Origin of the sequence: Aminobacter sp. BE322, assembly GCF_050433525.1 — a bacterium.
In the GTDB taxonomy this organism is placed as follows: domain Bacteria; phylum Pseudomonadota; class Alphaproteobacteria; order Rhizobiales; family Rhizobiaceae; genus Aminobacter.
This window is the reverse complement of sequence record NZ_JBNPXB010000002.1, coordinates 364962-378386: the sequence shown is the minus strand read 5'-3', so window position 1 is coordinate 378386 and position 13425 is coordinate 364962. Positions and strand designations below refer to the sequence as shown.

Here is a 13425-nt window from a genome sequence, read left to right as displayed (position 1 = left end):
GAGCCCGCAGTATGAGCGCCGCCGCGGACGTGACTAATCTCCCTCCTTGTGGGGGAGATGGCCGGCAGGCCAGAGGGGGGTGGGAAGGGGCGCGACTTACACAAGAATGTTGTTGCGCACCCCTCAATTCCCCGCGCTTGCCATCCTGCGGCCCTTGATGGCCTTTTCCAGCCAGCCCATCTCCATCTCCGGCACAGACGAGAGCAGCAGGTCGGTATAGGCGTCGAAGGGCGGCTCGAGCACCTGGGACTTCGGCCCGTAGCGCACCACTTCGCCGCGATACATGACGGCGATGGAGTCGGCGATCGACTTCACCGTGGCCAGGTCGTGGGTGATGAAGAGGTAGGCGACGCCTTCCTCCTGCTGCAGCTCGAGCAGCAGCTTGAGGATGCCGTTGGCGACCAGCGGGTCGAGCGCGCTGGTGACCTCGTCGCAGATGATGAGCCTGGGCTTGGCGGCCAGCGCCCGTGCGATGCAGACGCGCTGCTTCTGCCCGCCCGAAAGCTCGGCCGGATAGCGGTCGGCGAAGCCGCGCCCCAGCTCGATCTTGTCGAGCAGTTCGGCGACGCGTGCGTCGCGCTCCTTGCCGCCCATGCCGAAGTAGAATTCCAGCGGCCGGCCGATGATGGTCGCCACCGTTTGGCGCGGGTTCATCGCCACGTCGGCCATCTGGTAGATCATCTGCAGCTCGCGCAGGTCGTCGCGCGTGCGGTCGGACAGGCGGTTGGCGAGCGTGCGCCCGGCGAAGGAGATGCTGCCCTGCTCGGGCGGCAGAAGCCCGGTGATGGCGCGCGCCAGCGTCGACTTGCCGGAACCGGATTCGCCGACGACGGCGAGCGTCTGGCCGGGCAGGACGTCGACCGAGACGTTCTTCAGCACCTTGATCCTGCCGCCGGCATAGGCCGCCGTGACGTTCTTGACCGACAGGAAGGGGGCCGCGTCCGGCTTCTTCTCCTCGTGCGCGATCTCGTGCACGGAGACAAGGGCCGTGGTGTATTCCTGCCGCGGCTCCTTGATGATCTGGCGCGTGCCGCCCCATTCCACCAGCTTGCCGTGCCTGAGCACCATGATCTCGTCGGCGACCTGGGCGACCACGGCGAGGTCGTGGCTGATGTAGAGGGCTGCCACGCCGGTGTCGCGGATCGCCTCCTTGATCGCGGCGAGCACGTCGATCTGGGTGGTGACGTCGAGCGCGGTCGTCGGCTCGTCGAAGACGATCAGGTCGGGTTCGGAGCACAGCGCCATGGCGGTCATGACGCGCTGCAGCTGGCCGCCCGAGACCTGGTGCGGGAAGCGCTTGCCGATGTTTTCCGGATCGGGAAGGCTGAGCTTCCTGAACAGCGCCACGGCGCGCTTCTCGGCCTCTTCGCGGCTGCAGACGCCGTGCAGCACCGAGGCCTCGACCACCTGGTCCATCAGCCGGTGGGCGGGGTTGAAGGCGGCCGCCGCCGACTGCGCGACATAGCAGACCTCGCGGCCGCGCAGGGCACGGACGCTGGGCGTGCCGGCCTTGCGGATGTCGCGGCCGTTGAGGATGATCTCGCCGCCGGTGATCTTCACGCCGCCGCGGCCGTAGGCCATCGACGACAGCCCGATGGTCGACTTGCCGGCGCCGGATTCGCCGATCAGGCCGAGCACCTTGCCCCGATGCAGGCTGAGCGAGACGTCGTGCACGAGCGTGATCGTCCTGGGCGCCTCGCCGGGCGGGTAGACCTTGGCCTCGAGCCGGAGGTTGCGGATGTCGAGCAGCATGTCCGAACCGGCTGCCGGCCTGGGTGTCCTAGCCATTGCCGCGCCCTCCCTTGAGATCAGTCGTCCGGTTGAGCACCCAGTCGGCGACGAGGTTGACGGAGATGGCGAGTGCTGCGATCGCCGCGGCGGGGATCAGCGCCGCCGGGATGCCGAAGACGATGCCGTCCTTGTTCTCCTTGACCATGCCGCCCCAGTCCGCGTCCGGCGGCTGCACGCCGAGGCCGAGGAAGGATAGCGCCGAGAGGAACAGCACCGCATAGATGAAGCGCAGGCCGAGCTCGGAGACGAGCGGGGAGAGCGCATTTGGCAGGATCTCGCGGAAGATGATCCAGCCCTTGCCCTCGCCGCGCAGCTTGGCCGCCTCGACGAAGTCCATGACGTTGATGTCGACGGCGACCGCCCGCGACAGGCGATAGACGCGGGTGGCGTCGAGGATGCCCATGACCAGGATCAGCGTCAAAATCGTCGAGGGCAGCACCGACAGCACCACGAGCGCGAAGATCAGCGTCGGGATCGCCATCAGCAGGTCGACCAGCCGCGACATGGTGGTGTCGAACCAGCCGCCCACGACGGCTGCGGTAAAGCCGAGGATCGAGCCGAGCGAGAACGACAGCGCGGTTGCCAGCACGGCGATGAAGATCGTCGTGCGGGCGCCGTAGATCATGCGCGAGAGCAGGTCGCGGCCGAGATTGTCGGTGCCGAGCAGGAACTGGCCGCTCGATGGTGCCCACACGTCGCCGACGATTTCGGCCTTGCCATAAGGTGCGACCCACGGCGCGAAGACGGCCGCGACCAGGAACAGCGCGGTCAGGATCAAGCCGATCCAGGCGCCGATGGGAATGCGTTTGAGGTCTCGCATGGCGCCGTCCTATTTCGGGTGCCGGAGGCGCGGGTTGGCGACGATGGCGGCGATGTCGGCGACCATGTTGAGGCCGATATAGACCGCGGCGAAGATCAGCCCGACCGCCTGCACCACCGGCACGTCGCGCTTGGCGACATGGTCCACCAGGTACTGCCCCATGCCGGGATAGACGAAGATCACCTCGATGACGACGACGCCGACGATGAGGAAGGCGAGGTTGAGCATGACGACGTTGATGATCGGCGCGATCGCGTTGGGGAAGGCGTGCTTGCGGATGATGTCGAAGGGCGAAAGCCCCTTGAGTTCGGCCGTCTCGATGTAGGCCGACTGCATGACGTTGAGGATCGCCGCGCGCGTCATGCGCATCATGTGGGCGAGTACCACGAGGGTCAGCGCCGTGGCGGGCAGGGCGATCGCCTTCATCCGCTCGAGGAAGGGCATGCCGTCATAGACGGTGGAGATGCCGGGGAAGATCTGCCACTTCACGGCGAAGAAATAGACGAGCAGGTAGCCGACGAAGAACTCCGGCAGCGAGGTCGAGGCCAGCGCCAGGCCGGAGATCGCCTTGTCGATGAAGCCGTTGCGGTAGCGCACCGCAAGCAGCCCGAGCAGGATCGCCAGCGGCACCGAGACGATCGCCGCCCAGAAGGCGAGGAACAGGGTGTTCTTGAGGCGCCCGCCGATAGCGGTGGCGATGTCCTGGCGGCTGGAGAGCGCCGTGCCGAGGTCGCCGGTCAGCACCCCGCCCAGCCACCTGAAGTAGCGGATATAGGCAGGATCGTTGAGGCCGAGCGACTCGCGCAAATTGGCGAGCGCCTGCGGCGTCGCCGACTGGCCGAGAATGGATTGGGCGACGTCGCCGGGCAGGATTTGCGTGCCGGCGAAGATCAGGACCGAAACGGCCAGAAGCAGCAGAAGGCCCAGCGCGATGCGCTGGGCGATCAGTTTCAGAATCGGAGTGGACATGCGGGCGTGGCCGATCTCACGCGTTGAGCCAGCACTTGGACAGTGCGTAGCCGCCCATCATCTCCTGGTTGCCGTCGTCGACCCAGCCGCCGACCTTGGCGCTGGTGGCGTCGATGAAGTCGTTGAACATCGGCGTGATGACCCCGCCTTCGTCGCGGACGATCTGGCCCATGTCGGCGTAGATCTTCTTGCGCTTGTCCTTGTCGAGCTCGGCGCGCGCCGCAAACAGCATCTTGTCGAAATCCTCGCGGAAGAAGCGCGTGTCGTTCCAGTCGGCCTTGGAGTAGTAGGCGGTCGAATACATCTGGTCCTGCGTCGGACGCCCGCCCCAGTAGGACGCGGAGAAGGGCTGCTTGTTCCAGACCTCCGACCAGTAGCCGTCGCCGGGCTCGCGCTTGACCTCGATGGTGATGCCGGCCTTGGCTGCACTCTGCTGGTAGAGCTGGGCGGCGTCGACCGCACCCGGGAAGGCGACGTCGGAAGTGCGCAGCAGCACCGAGCCGGAATGGCCGGACTTCTTGTAGTGGAAGGCCGCCTTGTCGGGATCGTACTTGCGCTGCTCCATCTCGGTGAACAGCGGATAGGCCTTGTTGATCGGCGTGTCGTTGCCGACCGAGCCGTAGCCCATCAGGATCTTCTGCAGCATCTCCTCGCGGTCGAGCGCGTATTTGAGCGCCAGCCTAAGATCGTTGTTGTCGAAGGGGGCGGTGTTGCAGTGGGCGATGAAGACGTAGTGGCCGCGGCCGGCGACGTTGCGGATGACCACGCCCGGCACGCGCTTGATCAGTTCGACGATCTTCGGCTCGACGCGGTTGATGATGTCGACCTGGCCGCCCTGCAGCGCCGCGGTGCGGGCCGTGGCGTCATTGATGACGATGATCTCGATCTGGTCGGCGAAGCCGCGGTCGTCGCGCCAGTAATTGGCGAACTTCTCGCCGCCGAGCCGCACGCCCGCCTCGTTGACGGTAACCTTGTAGGGGCCGGTGCCGATGCCGGCGTCGGGCTTGTCCTTGCCGCCGTTGGGCTGGATCATCAGGTGGTAGTCGTCGAGCAGGAAGGGCAGGTCGGCATTGGCCTCCTTGAGCGTGAAGACGACGTTCTGGCCGTCCGTCTTGACCGAGGCGATGCCGCCCATCAGGCCGAGCGCGCCAGACTTCGCCTTTTCGTCCGAGTGGCGTTCCATGGTCGCCACCACGTCGTCGGGGGTCATCTCCTTGCCATTGTGGAACTGCACGCCCTTGCGGATCTTGAAGGTCCAGGTCTTGGCATCGTCGGATGCGCCCCACTCCTCGGCAAGGGCGGGATGCACTTCGCCGGTCGGCGAGATCTGCACCAACTGCTCGCCCCACTGGCGGCCAAAGAAATAGGGAACCTGGCTCGACCAGGATGCCGGGTCGAGGCTGTCGGTTGCGGCGCCACCCTGCATGCCGGCGCGAAGGATGCCGCCCTTGACCGGGCCTTCGGCCCTGGCGGCGTTGGACATGAGCGTGTTGGCGAATGTTGCGGAGACGCCAAGGGCAGCGGCGCGGCCCAGGAAGTCGCGCCGGCTCAATTTGCCTACAGCGACATGACGGCTCAGGAATTCCAGTTCATCGGACATTGGAAGGCTCCTCACTCTGGCGGTCGTTATGGCTCGACTTCTGATGCCGATATTGACCGCACGTAAGGACAGCGGCAAGACCGATTGCGACATCGCATGGCGCAATCGGCATGTCGCTTCTGGACCAATCGCCCGCGAGCGTCAGATCCTGTCGCGGGGGATAACTTCGTCGAAATCGCGTTCGAAGATCAGCTTTTCGCCTTCGTAAGCCTCGATGCGGCCCGTGAGATGGAAATTCATCGCATCCGAGCGCATCGTCGTGAAGGTCTCGGTGCGGACGGCCCAGTCGTTTCTGGACAATGTCTGCGTCCAGTGGGTCTCGCCATGGGCCGAGAGCGGATCGGAAGGGGTGATGGACCAGGTCTCGCGGGCGACGTCGCCGATGATCAGGCCATGGTCGGTATCGCGGATTTCGCCGAAGTCGTCGACGATGGCGAGCGTCACCTTGCCGGTCGCTTCATTGCGCTCGATCCTGCGGCTGTTCGAACTCTCGCGCAGGGTCTCGATCTGCCATGGGTTGGCACCCTCGGGCTCCTCGAAGGTCCATTCGTCGCCTTCGCTGGGCGGACGTACCGGCAGGTCGATCGCGCCCTCGCGCAGGTTGAGCGTGACTGCTTCCGGCGAAGGCCAGACCAGCGGCCAGTAGGCCGACGAGACGGCGACGCGCAGCCTGTTGCCGGCAGCGACGCGATAGGCGATGTCGTCGAGCTTGAAGGCAACCTCGAACGTCTCGCCCGGCACCACGTCCACGGGAAATTCGTGGCCGTTGCGGTGGCAGAGATTGAGCACCCCATAGGTGATGCGCGTCGAGGCGCCGCCGGGCTGGACGTCGCACAGGCGCACCGCGACCATGGCGCGTTTGCGGTCGGCGGAGAGCTTCAGCCGGATCACCGGGCTGCCGACGATGTCCATCGGCGCATCCAGCGGAGCGCTGTCGAAGCAGGTGGATTTCCGGTCGTCGAGGCGCTGGTCGCCCGGCAGCTCGGGCCCGAGCCAGATCGCGCAATATTCGCCGCCGTCCATGCCGCAGTCCTGCGGCGAGGCGATGGTCGCGGGCGCGTCGAGCCTGGCGGCCTCGGCCAGGCGACCGCCTGCGCCGAGCGAGAGGCTCCTGGCGACGATGTTCGGCGATGGCCATTGCTGTTCGGCGATCCAGCGGCCCTTGCGCTCGAGATACCAGTCGCGCGGCGGCTCCGAATCCATGACGTAGAGCCGCATCGCCGGGTCTTCCTCGACGCCGGTGTCCTTGCCCTTGAGCCAGTGGTCCCACCAGCGCAGCGCCTCCTGCAGGAACCCGATCGCGGGCTTCGGCACGGCGAAGTGCGGGTATTTGTGGATCCACGGGCCGACGATGCCCTTGGTGGGCGATTTCAGGTTCCCGACCAGCCGCGATACCGTGTTCTTGTAGGCGTCACCCCAGCCGCCTATGGCCAGGACCGCGGCCTTGATGGCGGAATAGTCCTCGTTGACCGAGCCGCGCTTCCAGTAGGCGTCGCGCCGCTGGTGCCTCAGCCAGACGCCGGGCAGGAAGGGTTCGTGCTCCAGCCGGTCGAGCCACATGTCGCGCCATTTGTCGCCGACCAGCGCCGGATCCGGCGGGCGCGACGAATAGGACAGCATGGTCGCGCCCCAGCCCATGTTCTCGTTGAGCAGAAGGCCGCCCTTGTAGTGGATGTCGTCGGCGTAGCGGTCGTCGGTCGAGCACAGCGTGATGACGGCCTTGAGCGCCCTGGGCTGGAGGGCTGCCACCTGCAGGCCGTTGAAGCCGCCCCAGGAGATGCCCATCATGCCGACCTTGCCGTTGCACCAGGGCTGGGCGGCCGCCCAGGCGATGACCTCGCATGCGTCCTGCCATTCCTGGTCGGTGTATTCGTCCTCCATCAGCCCTTCGGAATCGCCGTTGCCGCGCATGTCGACGCGGATCGAGGCGTAGCCGTGGCCGGCGAAATAGGGGTGGGTCAGGCAGTCGCGCGTCGTGGTGCCGTCGCGCTTGCGATAGGGCAGGTGCTCGACGATGGCGGGCACCGGGTCCTGGTCTGCGTCCGCCGGCATCCACACCCGCGCCGACAGCCGCGTGCCGTCGGGCATGACGATGCCCATGTCGGGAAATTCGACGATGTCGCGCGGAAACTCGGTGATGGTTTTCATTGATATTCCAGTCTTGTGCCTGCCCATTTGTGCACGCCTGCAGCGTTGCTGGCTAGCGCGGAAACGTCACCGACGGCCGCACGACACGGCAGATTGAAGAGACCTGTTAAAGGTACTATTTATAGTTCTCGAAAAGGGGCTACGAAAATGCCGAACACAGTCCTCGCCGAAGTCACGGCCAGCGTCTCCGAGTTGAAGAAGAACCCGATGGGCACGGTTGCTGCCGGGGAAGGCTTCCCCGTCGCCATTCTCAACCGGAACGAGCCGGCCTTCTATTGCGTGCCGGCGAAGGCATTCGAGGCGATGATGGAGCGGCTCGAGGATATCGAACTCAATGCGCTCGCCGACGCCCGCAAGGGCGAGAAGCGCATTCGGGTCGATCTCGATGCCCTATGAGGTCGAGTTCCTCGAAACCGCATTGAAGGAATGGAAGGCGCTCGACGCCAACACGCGCGAGCAATTCCGCAAGAAGCTGAAGGAGCGTTGCGACAACCCGCGCGTTGCCTCGGCCAAGCTGCACGGCGCCAAGGACCGCTACAAGATCAAGCTCCGCAGCGCCGGCTATCGCCTCGTCTATGAAGTGGAGGACGGCCGGCTGGTGATCCTGGTCATAGCCGTGGGCCGGCGGGACCGCTTTGAGGTCTATGCCAAGGCGGCCAGGCGCTGAGCTAGTTCAGCGGGATGTCGTTGTCGGCCTTGCTCTCCTGGTAGGTCTCCGACATTTCGTCGTAGCGCTTGGAGATTCTGGCGACGCGTTCTTCCAGGCGCTTGCGGTCGGCCTCGGGCAGTTCGCGCACCAGCTTGCGCAGGGAAAAACTCTTCCAGTAGGCGTTTTCGGCGTTGTAGCCGCCCGGCTCCAGCGTGAAGACCTCCTTCAGGATCTTGAGATCATGCGGGATGGCGAAGCTGTCGCGCGAATCCTCGTGGCTGAAGAGATAATAGAAATTGTCGAATCCGGCCCAGGTGATGGCCGACAGGCAGAGCGAGCAGGGCTCGTGGGTCGACAGGAAGATCAGTTCCTTGGTGTCCGGCCGGCCAGCCTTCGGCATCTCGTAGAAGCGTTTCAGGCAATGCATCTCGCCGTGCCAGAGCGGGTTTTCGAGCTCGTTGTTGGTCTCGGCGATGACCAGGGAGCGGTCGTCCTTGGCGAGCAGGGCCGCGCCGAACAGCTTGTTGCCCTTCTTCACGCCCTCGGCGGTCTTGGGCACGATGTCGTCTTCGATGACGTCGAACAGGCGCTCGATCAGGGAGAGTTCGGCCATCTGCTCAAAAGCCTTCCGGGAGGACGATTTCGTAAGGGTGGGAGAAGTGGAATTCTTCGAGGTTCGAGCCCGAGCCGCCGCGGTCGACGACGATGAAATCCTGGTTCTCGCCGATCGGGGTCAGCACCGCGTGCCAGAGATTGCGCGGATAGTTGACGCCCTGGCCGGGCGCCGTGACGAAGGCGTGCGGTTCGCCCGGGCCGTCGTCGGTGTCGGGGCAGACGACCACGAGATAGGGACGCGGCGAAAGCGGGATGAAGGCCTGGCTGCCGAGCGGATGGCGCTCGACCATCGAGAGCTTCAGGGGGAGGTCGTAGGGCGTCCCCTTGAAGATGTTGATGATGACGCAGGCGTCCGGTCCGGTTGCCTCGGCGCGGGCGAGCGCGTGGAAGCGCTCGCATTTGCCGGCATTGATCGGGTAGTGCGTGTCGCAGTTGGTGTCGATGACCTCGCCGAATTCGGCGAAGTTTTCGCGGGTCAGGGGTCTTGCGACGATGCGCTTCACGATCGGCTCCCGGTGATCAGCCGCGGCGCGAGGCGAACGGCGCGCCGAGCTTCATGTGGCGGTTGACGTCCTTGTAGAGCAGGTAGCGGAACCTGCCAGGCCCGCCGGCATAGCAGGCCTGCGGGCAGAAGGCGCGCAGCCACATGAAATCGCCGGCCTCGACCTCGACCCAGTCGTTGTTCAGCCGGTAGACCGCCTTGCCTTCGAGCACATAGAGCCCGTGCTCCATGACGTGGGTTTCGGGGAAGGGGATGATGCCGCCCGGCTCGAAGGTCACGACGGTGACGTGCATGTCGTGGCGCAGGTCGTCGGGATCGACGAAGCGGGTCGTCGCCCAGGTGCCGTTGGTATCCGGCATGGCGTTCGGCTCGACGTCGTTGTCGTTGAGGAACAGCGGCTCGGGCGCGTCGAGGCCGTCGACATATTCGTAGGCCTTGCGGATCCAGTGGAAACGCGCGGTCGCCGAGCCGGCGTTGCGGGCCGTCCATTTGCTGGCCGGCGGCAGGTAGGCGTAGCCGCCGGGCGTCAGCACGTGGCTCTTGCCGGCGACGGTCACGGTCACTTCGCCCTCGACCACGAAGAACACGCCTTCGGCGCCCGCATCCGGTTCCGGCCGGTCGCTGCCGCCGCCCGGCTGCACTTCCATGATGTATTGCGAGAAGGTCTCGGCGAAGCCCGACAGCGGGCGGGCGATGACCCACAGCCGCGTCTTGTCCCAGTGCGGCAGGAAGCTGGTGACGATGTCCGAGAACTCGCGCTTCGGGATCACCGCATAGGCTTCGGTGAAGACGGCGCGGTCGGTGATCAGGTCCGTCTGGGGAGGCAGGCCGCCTTTCGGCGCATAATAGGAGCGTTTTGTCATCGGTCTTAATGTGGAAGGAGGTCGTTGAGGCGATACCAGGCGATGCGTTCCACCTGCTTGCAGGCAGTCGTGAATTCCTGGTCTCGGGAGTTGGCTATGCGGGTCTCGAATGCCTTGAGGATGCTTGCCTTGTCATTGTCGCGCACGGCGATGATGAAGGGGAAGCCGAACTTCTCGACATAGGCGGTATTGAGCTCGGTGAAGCGGGCGCGCTCGGCGTCGGTCAGCGCGTCGAGGCCGGCGGAGGCCTGCTCCCTGGTCGATTCCTCGGTCAGGCGCTTGGCCTGGGCCAGCTTGCCGGCGAGATCGGGGTGGGCGGTCAGCACGCCGAGCCGCTCCGCGTCGGTTCCCGAACGGAAGGCGCGGCAGAGCGCATTGTGCAGGCCGCCGGAGCTGTCATGGGCCGGGCCCAGCTCGAGGTCGAAGGCGCGCTCGGCGACCCAGGGCGAGTGCTCGAAGATCGAGCCGAAGCGCTGGACGAACTCCGGGCGCTCCATGCGCGAGGGGCGCAGCGCCTGCGCCTGGTAGGGATGGTTTGCGCGCCAGTGCCTGGCGATGTCTGCGCGGCGGGCGATCCACACCTTGTCGTGGCTCTGCACATATTCGATGAAGCGGCGCAGCGATTCGGCGCGGCCGGGGCGGCCGACGAGGCGGCAGTGCAGGCCGATGCTCATCATGCGCGGCCGGCCGGCGGCACCCTCGCGGTAGAGCGTGTCGAAGCTGTCCTTCAGATAGGCATAGAACTGGTCGCCCGAGTTGAAGCCCTGGGCGGTGGCAAAACGCATGTCGTTGGCGTCGAGCGTGTAGGGGATGACCAGCTGCGGCGGAATGGCGTTGCCGTGGCCGTCATGGTCGAGCCAATAGGGCAGCTCGTCGTCATAGGTGTCGGAGATCCAGTCGAAACCGCCTTCGGCAGCGGCAAGCCGCACCGAATAGACCGAGGTGCGGCCGAGATAGAGGCCGGTCGGGCGTTCGCCGACGACTTCCTTGTGCAGGCGGATCGCTTCCAAAAGGTCGGCGCGCTCGGCGGCTTCCTCATGGTCGCGGTAGTCGATCCAGCGCAGGCCGTGCGAGGCGACTTCCCAGTCGGCGTCCTGCATCGCCGCGACATGGTCGGGCGAGCGGGCGAGCGCGGAGGCAACGCCATAGACGGTCACCGGCACCTTGGTTTCGGTGAACATGCGATAGAGCCGCCAGAAGCCGGCGCGGGCGCCGTATTCGTAGATCGATTCCATGTTCCAGTGGCGCTTGCCCGGCCAGGGGGCCGCGCCCACGACCTCGGAGAGGAAGGCTTCCGAGGCGGCGTCGCCGTGCAGGACGTTGTTCTCGCCGCCCTCTTCGTAGTTGACCACGAATTGCACGCACACATTGGCACCACCCGGCCATTTCGGGTCTGGTGGGTTCGCGCCGTAGCCGCGCATATCTCTTACGTAACGCATGGTCCCTCGAAAGCCGTGTTTTCTGCCACTTGAGCAGGATAGCGAAAGGAACGGCAGATATTCCCTCGAAAAATTTTGAAAGTCTTTTTGTACGCCTCTTCTCGACCGCACCTTATGCAATGCCCTTAAATGGCGCAAAATCCATAGTCATGGCGTGCATAGCCAACAGGGAGAGAGAATGACAAAGGCCGAAGGCGGGCGCCTCACCACCCATGTCCTCGATACTGCAACCGGCAAGCCTGCCGAGGGCCTGTCGATCACGCTGTTCCATATCGAGGGCGATGTGCGGACGCTGCTCAAGAGGGTCGTGACCAATTCCGACGGCCGCTGCGATGCGCCGCTGCTTGCCGGCGACGAATTCCTGACCGGCGAATACGAGCTGGTGTTCGAAGCCGGCGACTATTTGCGCCGCCAGGGAACCGAACTGCCGAAGCCGGCTTTCCTCGACGTCGTGCCGATCCGCTTTGGCATGGCCGAGCGGACGCACTATCATGTACCCTTGCTGATTTCCCCCTACGGCTACTCCACCTACAGGGGCAGTTGAGCCATGGCGACGGTCAAGACACGCAACCAGATCCGCTTCATCCTCAACGGCGAGGACGTGGTGCTCTCCGACGTTGCGCCCGCCGAGACGCTGCTCGACTATCTGCGCCTCAGCCGTTCGCTGCGCGGCACCAAGGAGGGCTGCGCCGAGGGCGACTGCGGCGCCTGCACCGTGCTGGTCGGCCGGCTTTCGGGCGGCAAGCTGGTATACGAGAGCGTCAATGCCTGCATCCGCTTCGTCGGCTCGCTCGACGGCTGCCATGTCGTGACCATCGAACATCTCGCCGGCCAAGGCGACAAGCTGCATCCGGTGCAGCAGGCGATGGTCGATTTCCACGGCTCGCAGTGCGGCTTCTGCACGCCGGGCTTCGTGATGTCGCTCTACGGCCTGTGGATGGTCTCGCCCGAACCGTCGGACGCGGCGATCGAAAAGGCGCTGCAGGGCAATCTCTGCCGCTGCACCGGCTATGAGGCGATCATGCGCGCCGCGCGTGCCATCTCCGACTATGGCAAGGTGGCCAAGGACCCGCTGCTCGTCGAGCGCAAGGCGACCATCGCCCGGCTCGAGGCGCTGAAGGACGGCACCCGCGTCGAGGTTGGCGAGGGCAGGGACCGCTTCGTCATCCCGGCCGATGTCGACGATCTCGCCGCCGTGCTCGAAGCCGAGCCGGGTGCCACCGTGGTCGCCGGCTCGACCGACGTCGGTCTCTGGGTCACCAAGCAGATGCGCGACATCGCGCCCGCCGTCTTCATCGCCAATGTCGACGGCCTGCATTCGCTGAGCGAGGACAAGGGCGTCGTCTCCATCGGCGCCGGCGTCACTTACACCGAGGCGTTCGAGACGCTGTCGAAGCGCATCCCGGCGCTCGGACCGCTCATCGACCGCATCGGCGGCGAGCAGGTGCGCAACATGGGCACCATCGGCGGCAACGTCGCCAACGGCTCCCCCATCGGCGACACGCCGCCGCCGCTGATCGCGCTCGGCGCGACGCTCACCCTGCGCAAGGGCAAGACCCGTCGCACCATCCCGCTGCAGGACTTCTTCGTCGCCTATGGCAAGCAGGATCGCGCACCGGGCGAATTCGTCGAGGCCGTGCACGTGCCGGTGCCGGCGAAGGGCGACCATTTCGCCGTCTACAAGGTCACCAAGAGGCGCGACGAGGACATCACCGCGACGCTCGGTGCCTTCTGGCTGAAGCTCGCCAAGGACGGCACCGTGGCGGACGTCCGCATCGCCTATGGCGGCATGGCGGCGACGCCGAAGCGTGCGAGCGCGGTGGAAAAGGCGCTTGTGGGCCAGCCATGGACCGAGGCTACGGTGGAAGCGGCGATGGCGAAGTACGCCGAGGACTTCACGCCACTGACCGACATGCGGGCCACCGCCGAGTATCGTGCGCTTGCAGCGAAAAACCTGCTGTTGCGTTTCTACACGGAAACCACCGGTACCAAGGCGCCGCTGACGGTGTCGAGATACGAGGCTGCGTGA

General features: G+C 65.6%; 13 protein-coding genes. 4 read left to right on the top strand and 9 right to left on the bottom strand.

Going from position 1 to position 13425, the window contains the following annotated elements:
• Positions 1–123: 123 nt before the first annotated feature.
• The 5 genes from J2X50_RS05830 to J2X50_RS05810 all read right to left on the bottom strand — a co-directional run bounded on the left by J2X50_RS05830 (position 124) and on the right by J2X50_RS05810 (position 7328).
• Positions 124–1788, bottom strand: coding sequence for an ABC transporter ATP-binding protein (locus J2X50_RS05830; RefSeq protein ID WP_429092704.1), 1665 nt, complete (start codon positions 1786–1788; stop codon positions 124–126).
• Positions 1781–2611 carry an ABC transporter permease gene (locus J2X50_RS05825; RefSeq protein WP_429092701.1) on the bottom strand — a complete coding sequence of 277 codons (831 nt, stop codon included), beginning with the start codon at positions 2609–2611 and terminating at the stop codon, positions 1781–1783. The genes J2X50_RS05830 and J2X50_RS05825 overlap by 8 nt, the downstream gene beginning before the upstream one ends.
• A 9-nt stretch (positions 2612–2620) precedes the next feature.
• Positions 2621–3580 carry an ABC transporter permease gene (locus tag J2X50_RS05820; protein WP_429092699.1) on the bottom strand — a complete coding sequence of 320 codons (960 nt, stop codon included), beginning with the start codon at positions 3578–3580 and terminating at the stop codon, positions 2621–2623.
• A 16-nt stretch (positions 3581–3596) separates the two neighbouring features.
• Positions 3597–5180, bottom strand: a complete 1584-nt coding sequence (locus J2X50_RS05815; protein ID WP_429092697.1) for an ABC transporter substrate-binding protein — start codon at positions 5178–5180, stop codon at positions 3597–3599.
• Positions 5181–5321: 141 nt separating this feature from the next.
• The gene (locus J2X50_RS05810; RefSeq protein WP_429092694.1) at positions 5322–7328 is read right to left on the bottom strand and encodes a CocE/NonD family hydrolase; all 2007 of its coding nucleotides are present in this window, start codon (positions 7326–7328) and stop codon (positions 5322–5324) included.
• 147 nt (positions 7329–7475) lie between these two features.
• Between J2X50_RS05810 and J2X50_RS05805 the strand changes: the two genes are divergently transcribed.
• Entirely contained in the window at positions 7476–7724 is a 249-nt protein-coding gene (locus J2X50_RS05805; RefSeq protein WP_055980024.1) for a type II toxin-antitoxin system Phd/YefM family antitoxin, read from the top strand.
• A complete protein-coding gene (locus tag J2X50_RS05800) occupies positions 7714–7995 on the top strand; it encodes a type II toxin-antitoxin system RelE family toxin (protein WP_429092691.1) in 282 nt (93 codons plus the stop codon). Before J2X50_RS05805 ends, J2X50_RS05800 begins: the two co-directional genes overlap by 11 nt.
• A gap of 1 nt (position 7996) precedes the next feature.
• Here the strand turns inward: J2X50_RS05800 and J2X50_RS05795 are convergent, their stop codons facing one another.
• From J2X50_RS05795 to puuE, 4 genes are read right to left on the bottom strand one after another with little or no spacing between them, the layout of a single operon-like run.
• On the bottom strand, positions 7997–8590 hold the full coding sequence (locus J2X50_RS05795) for a nucleoside deaminase (RefSeq protein WP_429092689.1): 594 nt from the start codon (positions 8588–8590) through the stop codon (positions 7997–7999).
• A gap of 4 nt (positions 8591–8594) precedes the next feature.
• Positions 8595–9095 (bottom strand): ureidoglycolate lyase, encoded by a 501-nt coding sequence (locus J2X50_RS05790; RefSeq protein ID WP_429092687.1) that lies wholly within the window; start codon positions 9093–9095, stop codon positions 8595–8597.
• Positions 9096–9111: 16 nt separating this feature from the next.
• On the bottom strand, positions 9112–9957 hold the full coding sequence (locus J2X50_RS05785; RefSeq protein WP_429092684.1) for a bifunctional allantoicase/(S)-ureidoglycine aminohydrolase: 846 nt from the start codon (positions 9955–9957) through the stop codon (positions 9112–9114).
• Positions 9958–9962: 5 nt separating this feature from the next.
• Positions 9963–11396, bottom strand: a complete 1434-nt coding sequence (gene puuE / locus J2X50_RS05780; RefSeq protein WP_429092682.1) for an allantoinase PuuE — start codon at positions 11394–11396, stop codon at positions 9963–9965.
• Between the two features lie 178 nt (positions 11397–11574).
• Between puuE and uraH the strand changes: the two genes are divergently transcribed.
• Both uraH and xdhA read left to right on the top strand, forming a co-directional pair.
• Positions 11575–11940, top strand: coding sequence for a hydroxyisourate hydrolase (uraH, locus tag J2X50_RS05775; RefSeq protein WP_429092679.1), 366 nt, complete (start codon positions 11575–11577; stop codon positions 11938–11940).
• Between the two features lie 3 nt (positions 11941–11943).
• Entirely contained in the window at positions 11944–13425 is a 1482-nt protein-coding gene (gene xdhA, locus J2X50_RS05770; RefSeq protein ID WP_429092677.1) for a xanthine dehydrogenase small subunit, read from the top strand.

What these genes read in the sequence shown, in the direction of transcription:
- J2X50_RS05830 (WP_429092704.1), bottom strand. Translation starts at nt 1,788, where the DNA reads ATGGCTAGGACACCCAGGCCGGCAGCCGGTTCGGACATGCTGCTCGAC.
- J2X50_RS05825 (WP_429092701.1), bottom strand. Translation starts at nt 2,611, where the DNA reads ATGCGAGACCTCAAACGCATTCCCATCGGCGCCTGGATCGGCTTGATC.
- J2X50_RS05820 (WP_429092699.1), bottom strand. Translation starts at nt 3,580, where the DNA reads ATGTCCACTCCGATTCTGAAACTGATCGCCCAGCGCATCGCGCTGGGC.
- J2X50_RS05815 (WP_429092697.1), bottom strand. Translation starts at nt 5,180, where the DNA reads ATGTCCGATGAACTGGAATTCCTGAGCCGTCATGTCGCTGTAGGCAAA.
- J2X50_RS05810 (WP_429092694.1), bottom strand. Translation starts at nt 7,328, where the DNA reads ATGAAAACCATCACCGAGTTTCCGCGCGACATCGTCGAATTTCCCGAC.
- J2X50_RS05805 (WP_055980024.1), top strand. Translation starts at nt 7,476, where the DNA reads ATGCCGAACACAGTCCTCGCCGAAGTCACGGCCAGCGTCTCCGAGTTG.
- J2X50_RS05800 (WP_429092691.1), top strand. Translation starts at nt 7,714, where the DNA reads ATGCCCTATGAGGTCGAGTTCCTCGAAACCGCATTGAAGGAATGGAAG.
- J2X50_RS05795 (WP_429092689.1), bottom strand. Translation starts at nt 8,590, where the DNA reads ATGGCCGAACTCTCCCTGATCGAGCGCCTGTTCGACGTCATCGAAGAC.
- J2X50_RS05785 (WP_429092684.1), bottom strand. Translation starts at nt 9,957, where the DNA reads ATGACAAAACGCTCCTATTATGCGCCGAAAGGCGGCCTGCCTCCCCAG.
- puuE (WP_429092682.1), bottom strand. Translation starts at nt 11,396, where the DNA reads ATGCGTTACGTAAGAGATATGCGCGGCTACGGCGCGAACCCACCAGAC.
- uraH (WP_429092679.1), top strand. Translation starts at nt 11,575, where the DNA reads ATGACAAAGGCCGAAGGCGGGCGCCTCACCACCCATGTCCTCGATACT.
- xdhA (WP_429092677.1), top strand. Translation starts at nt 11,944, where the DNA reads ATGGCGACGGTCAAGACACGCAACCAGATCCGCTTCATCCTCAACGGC.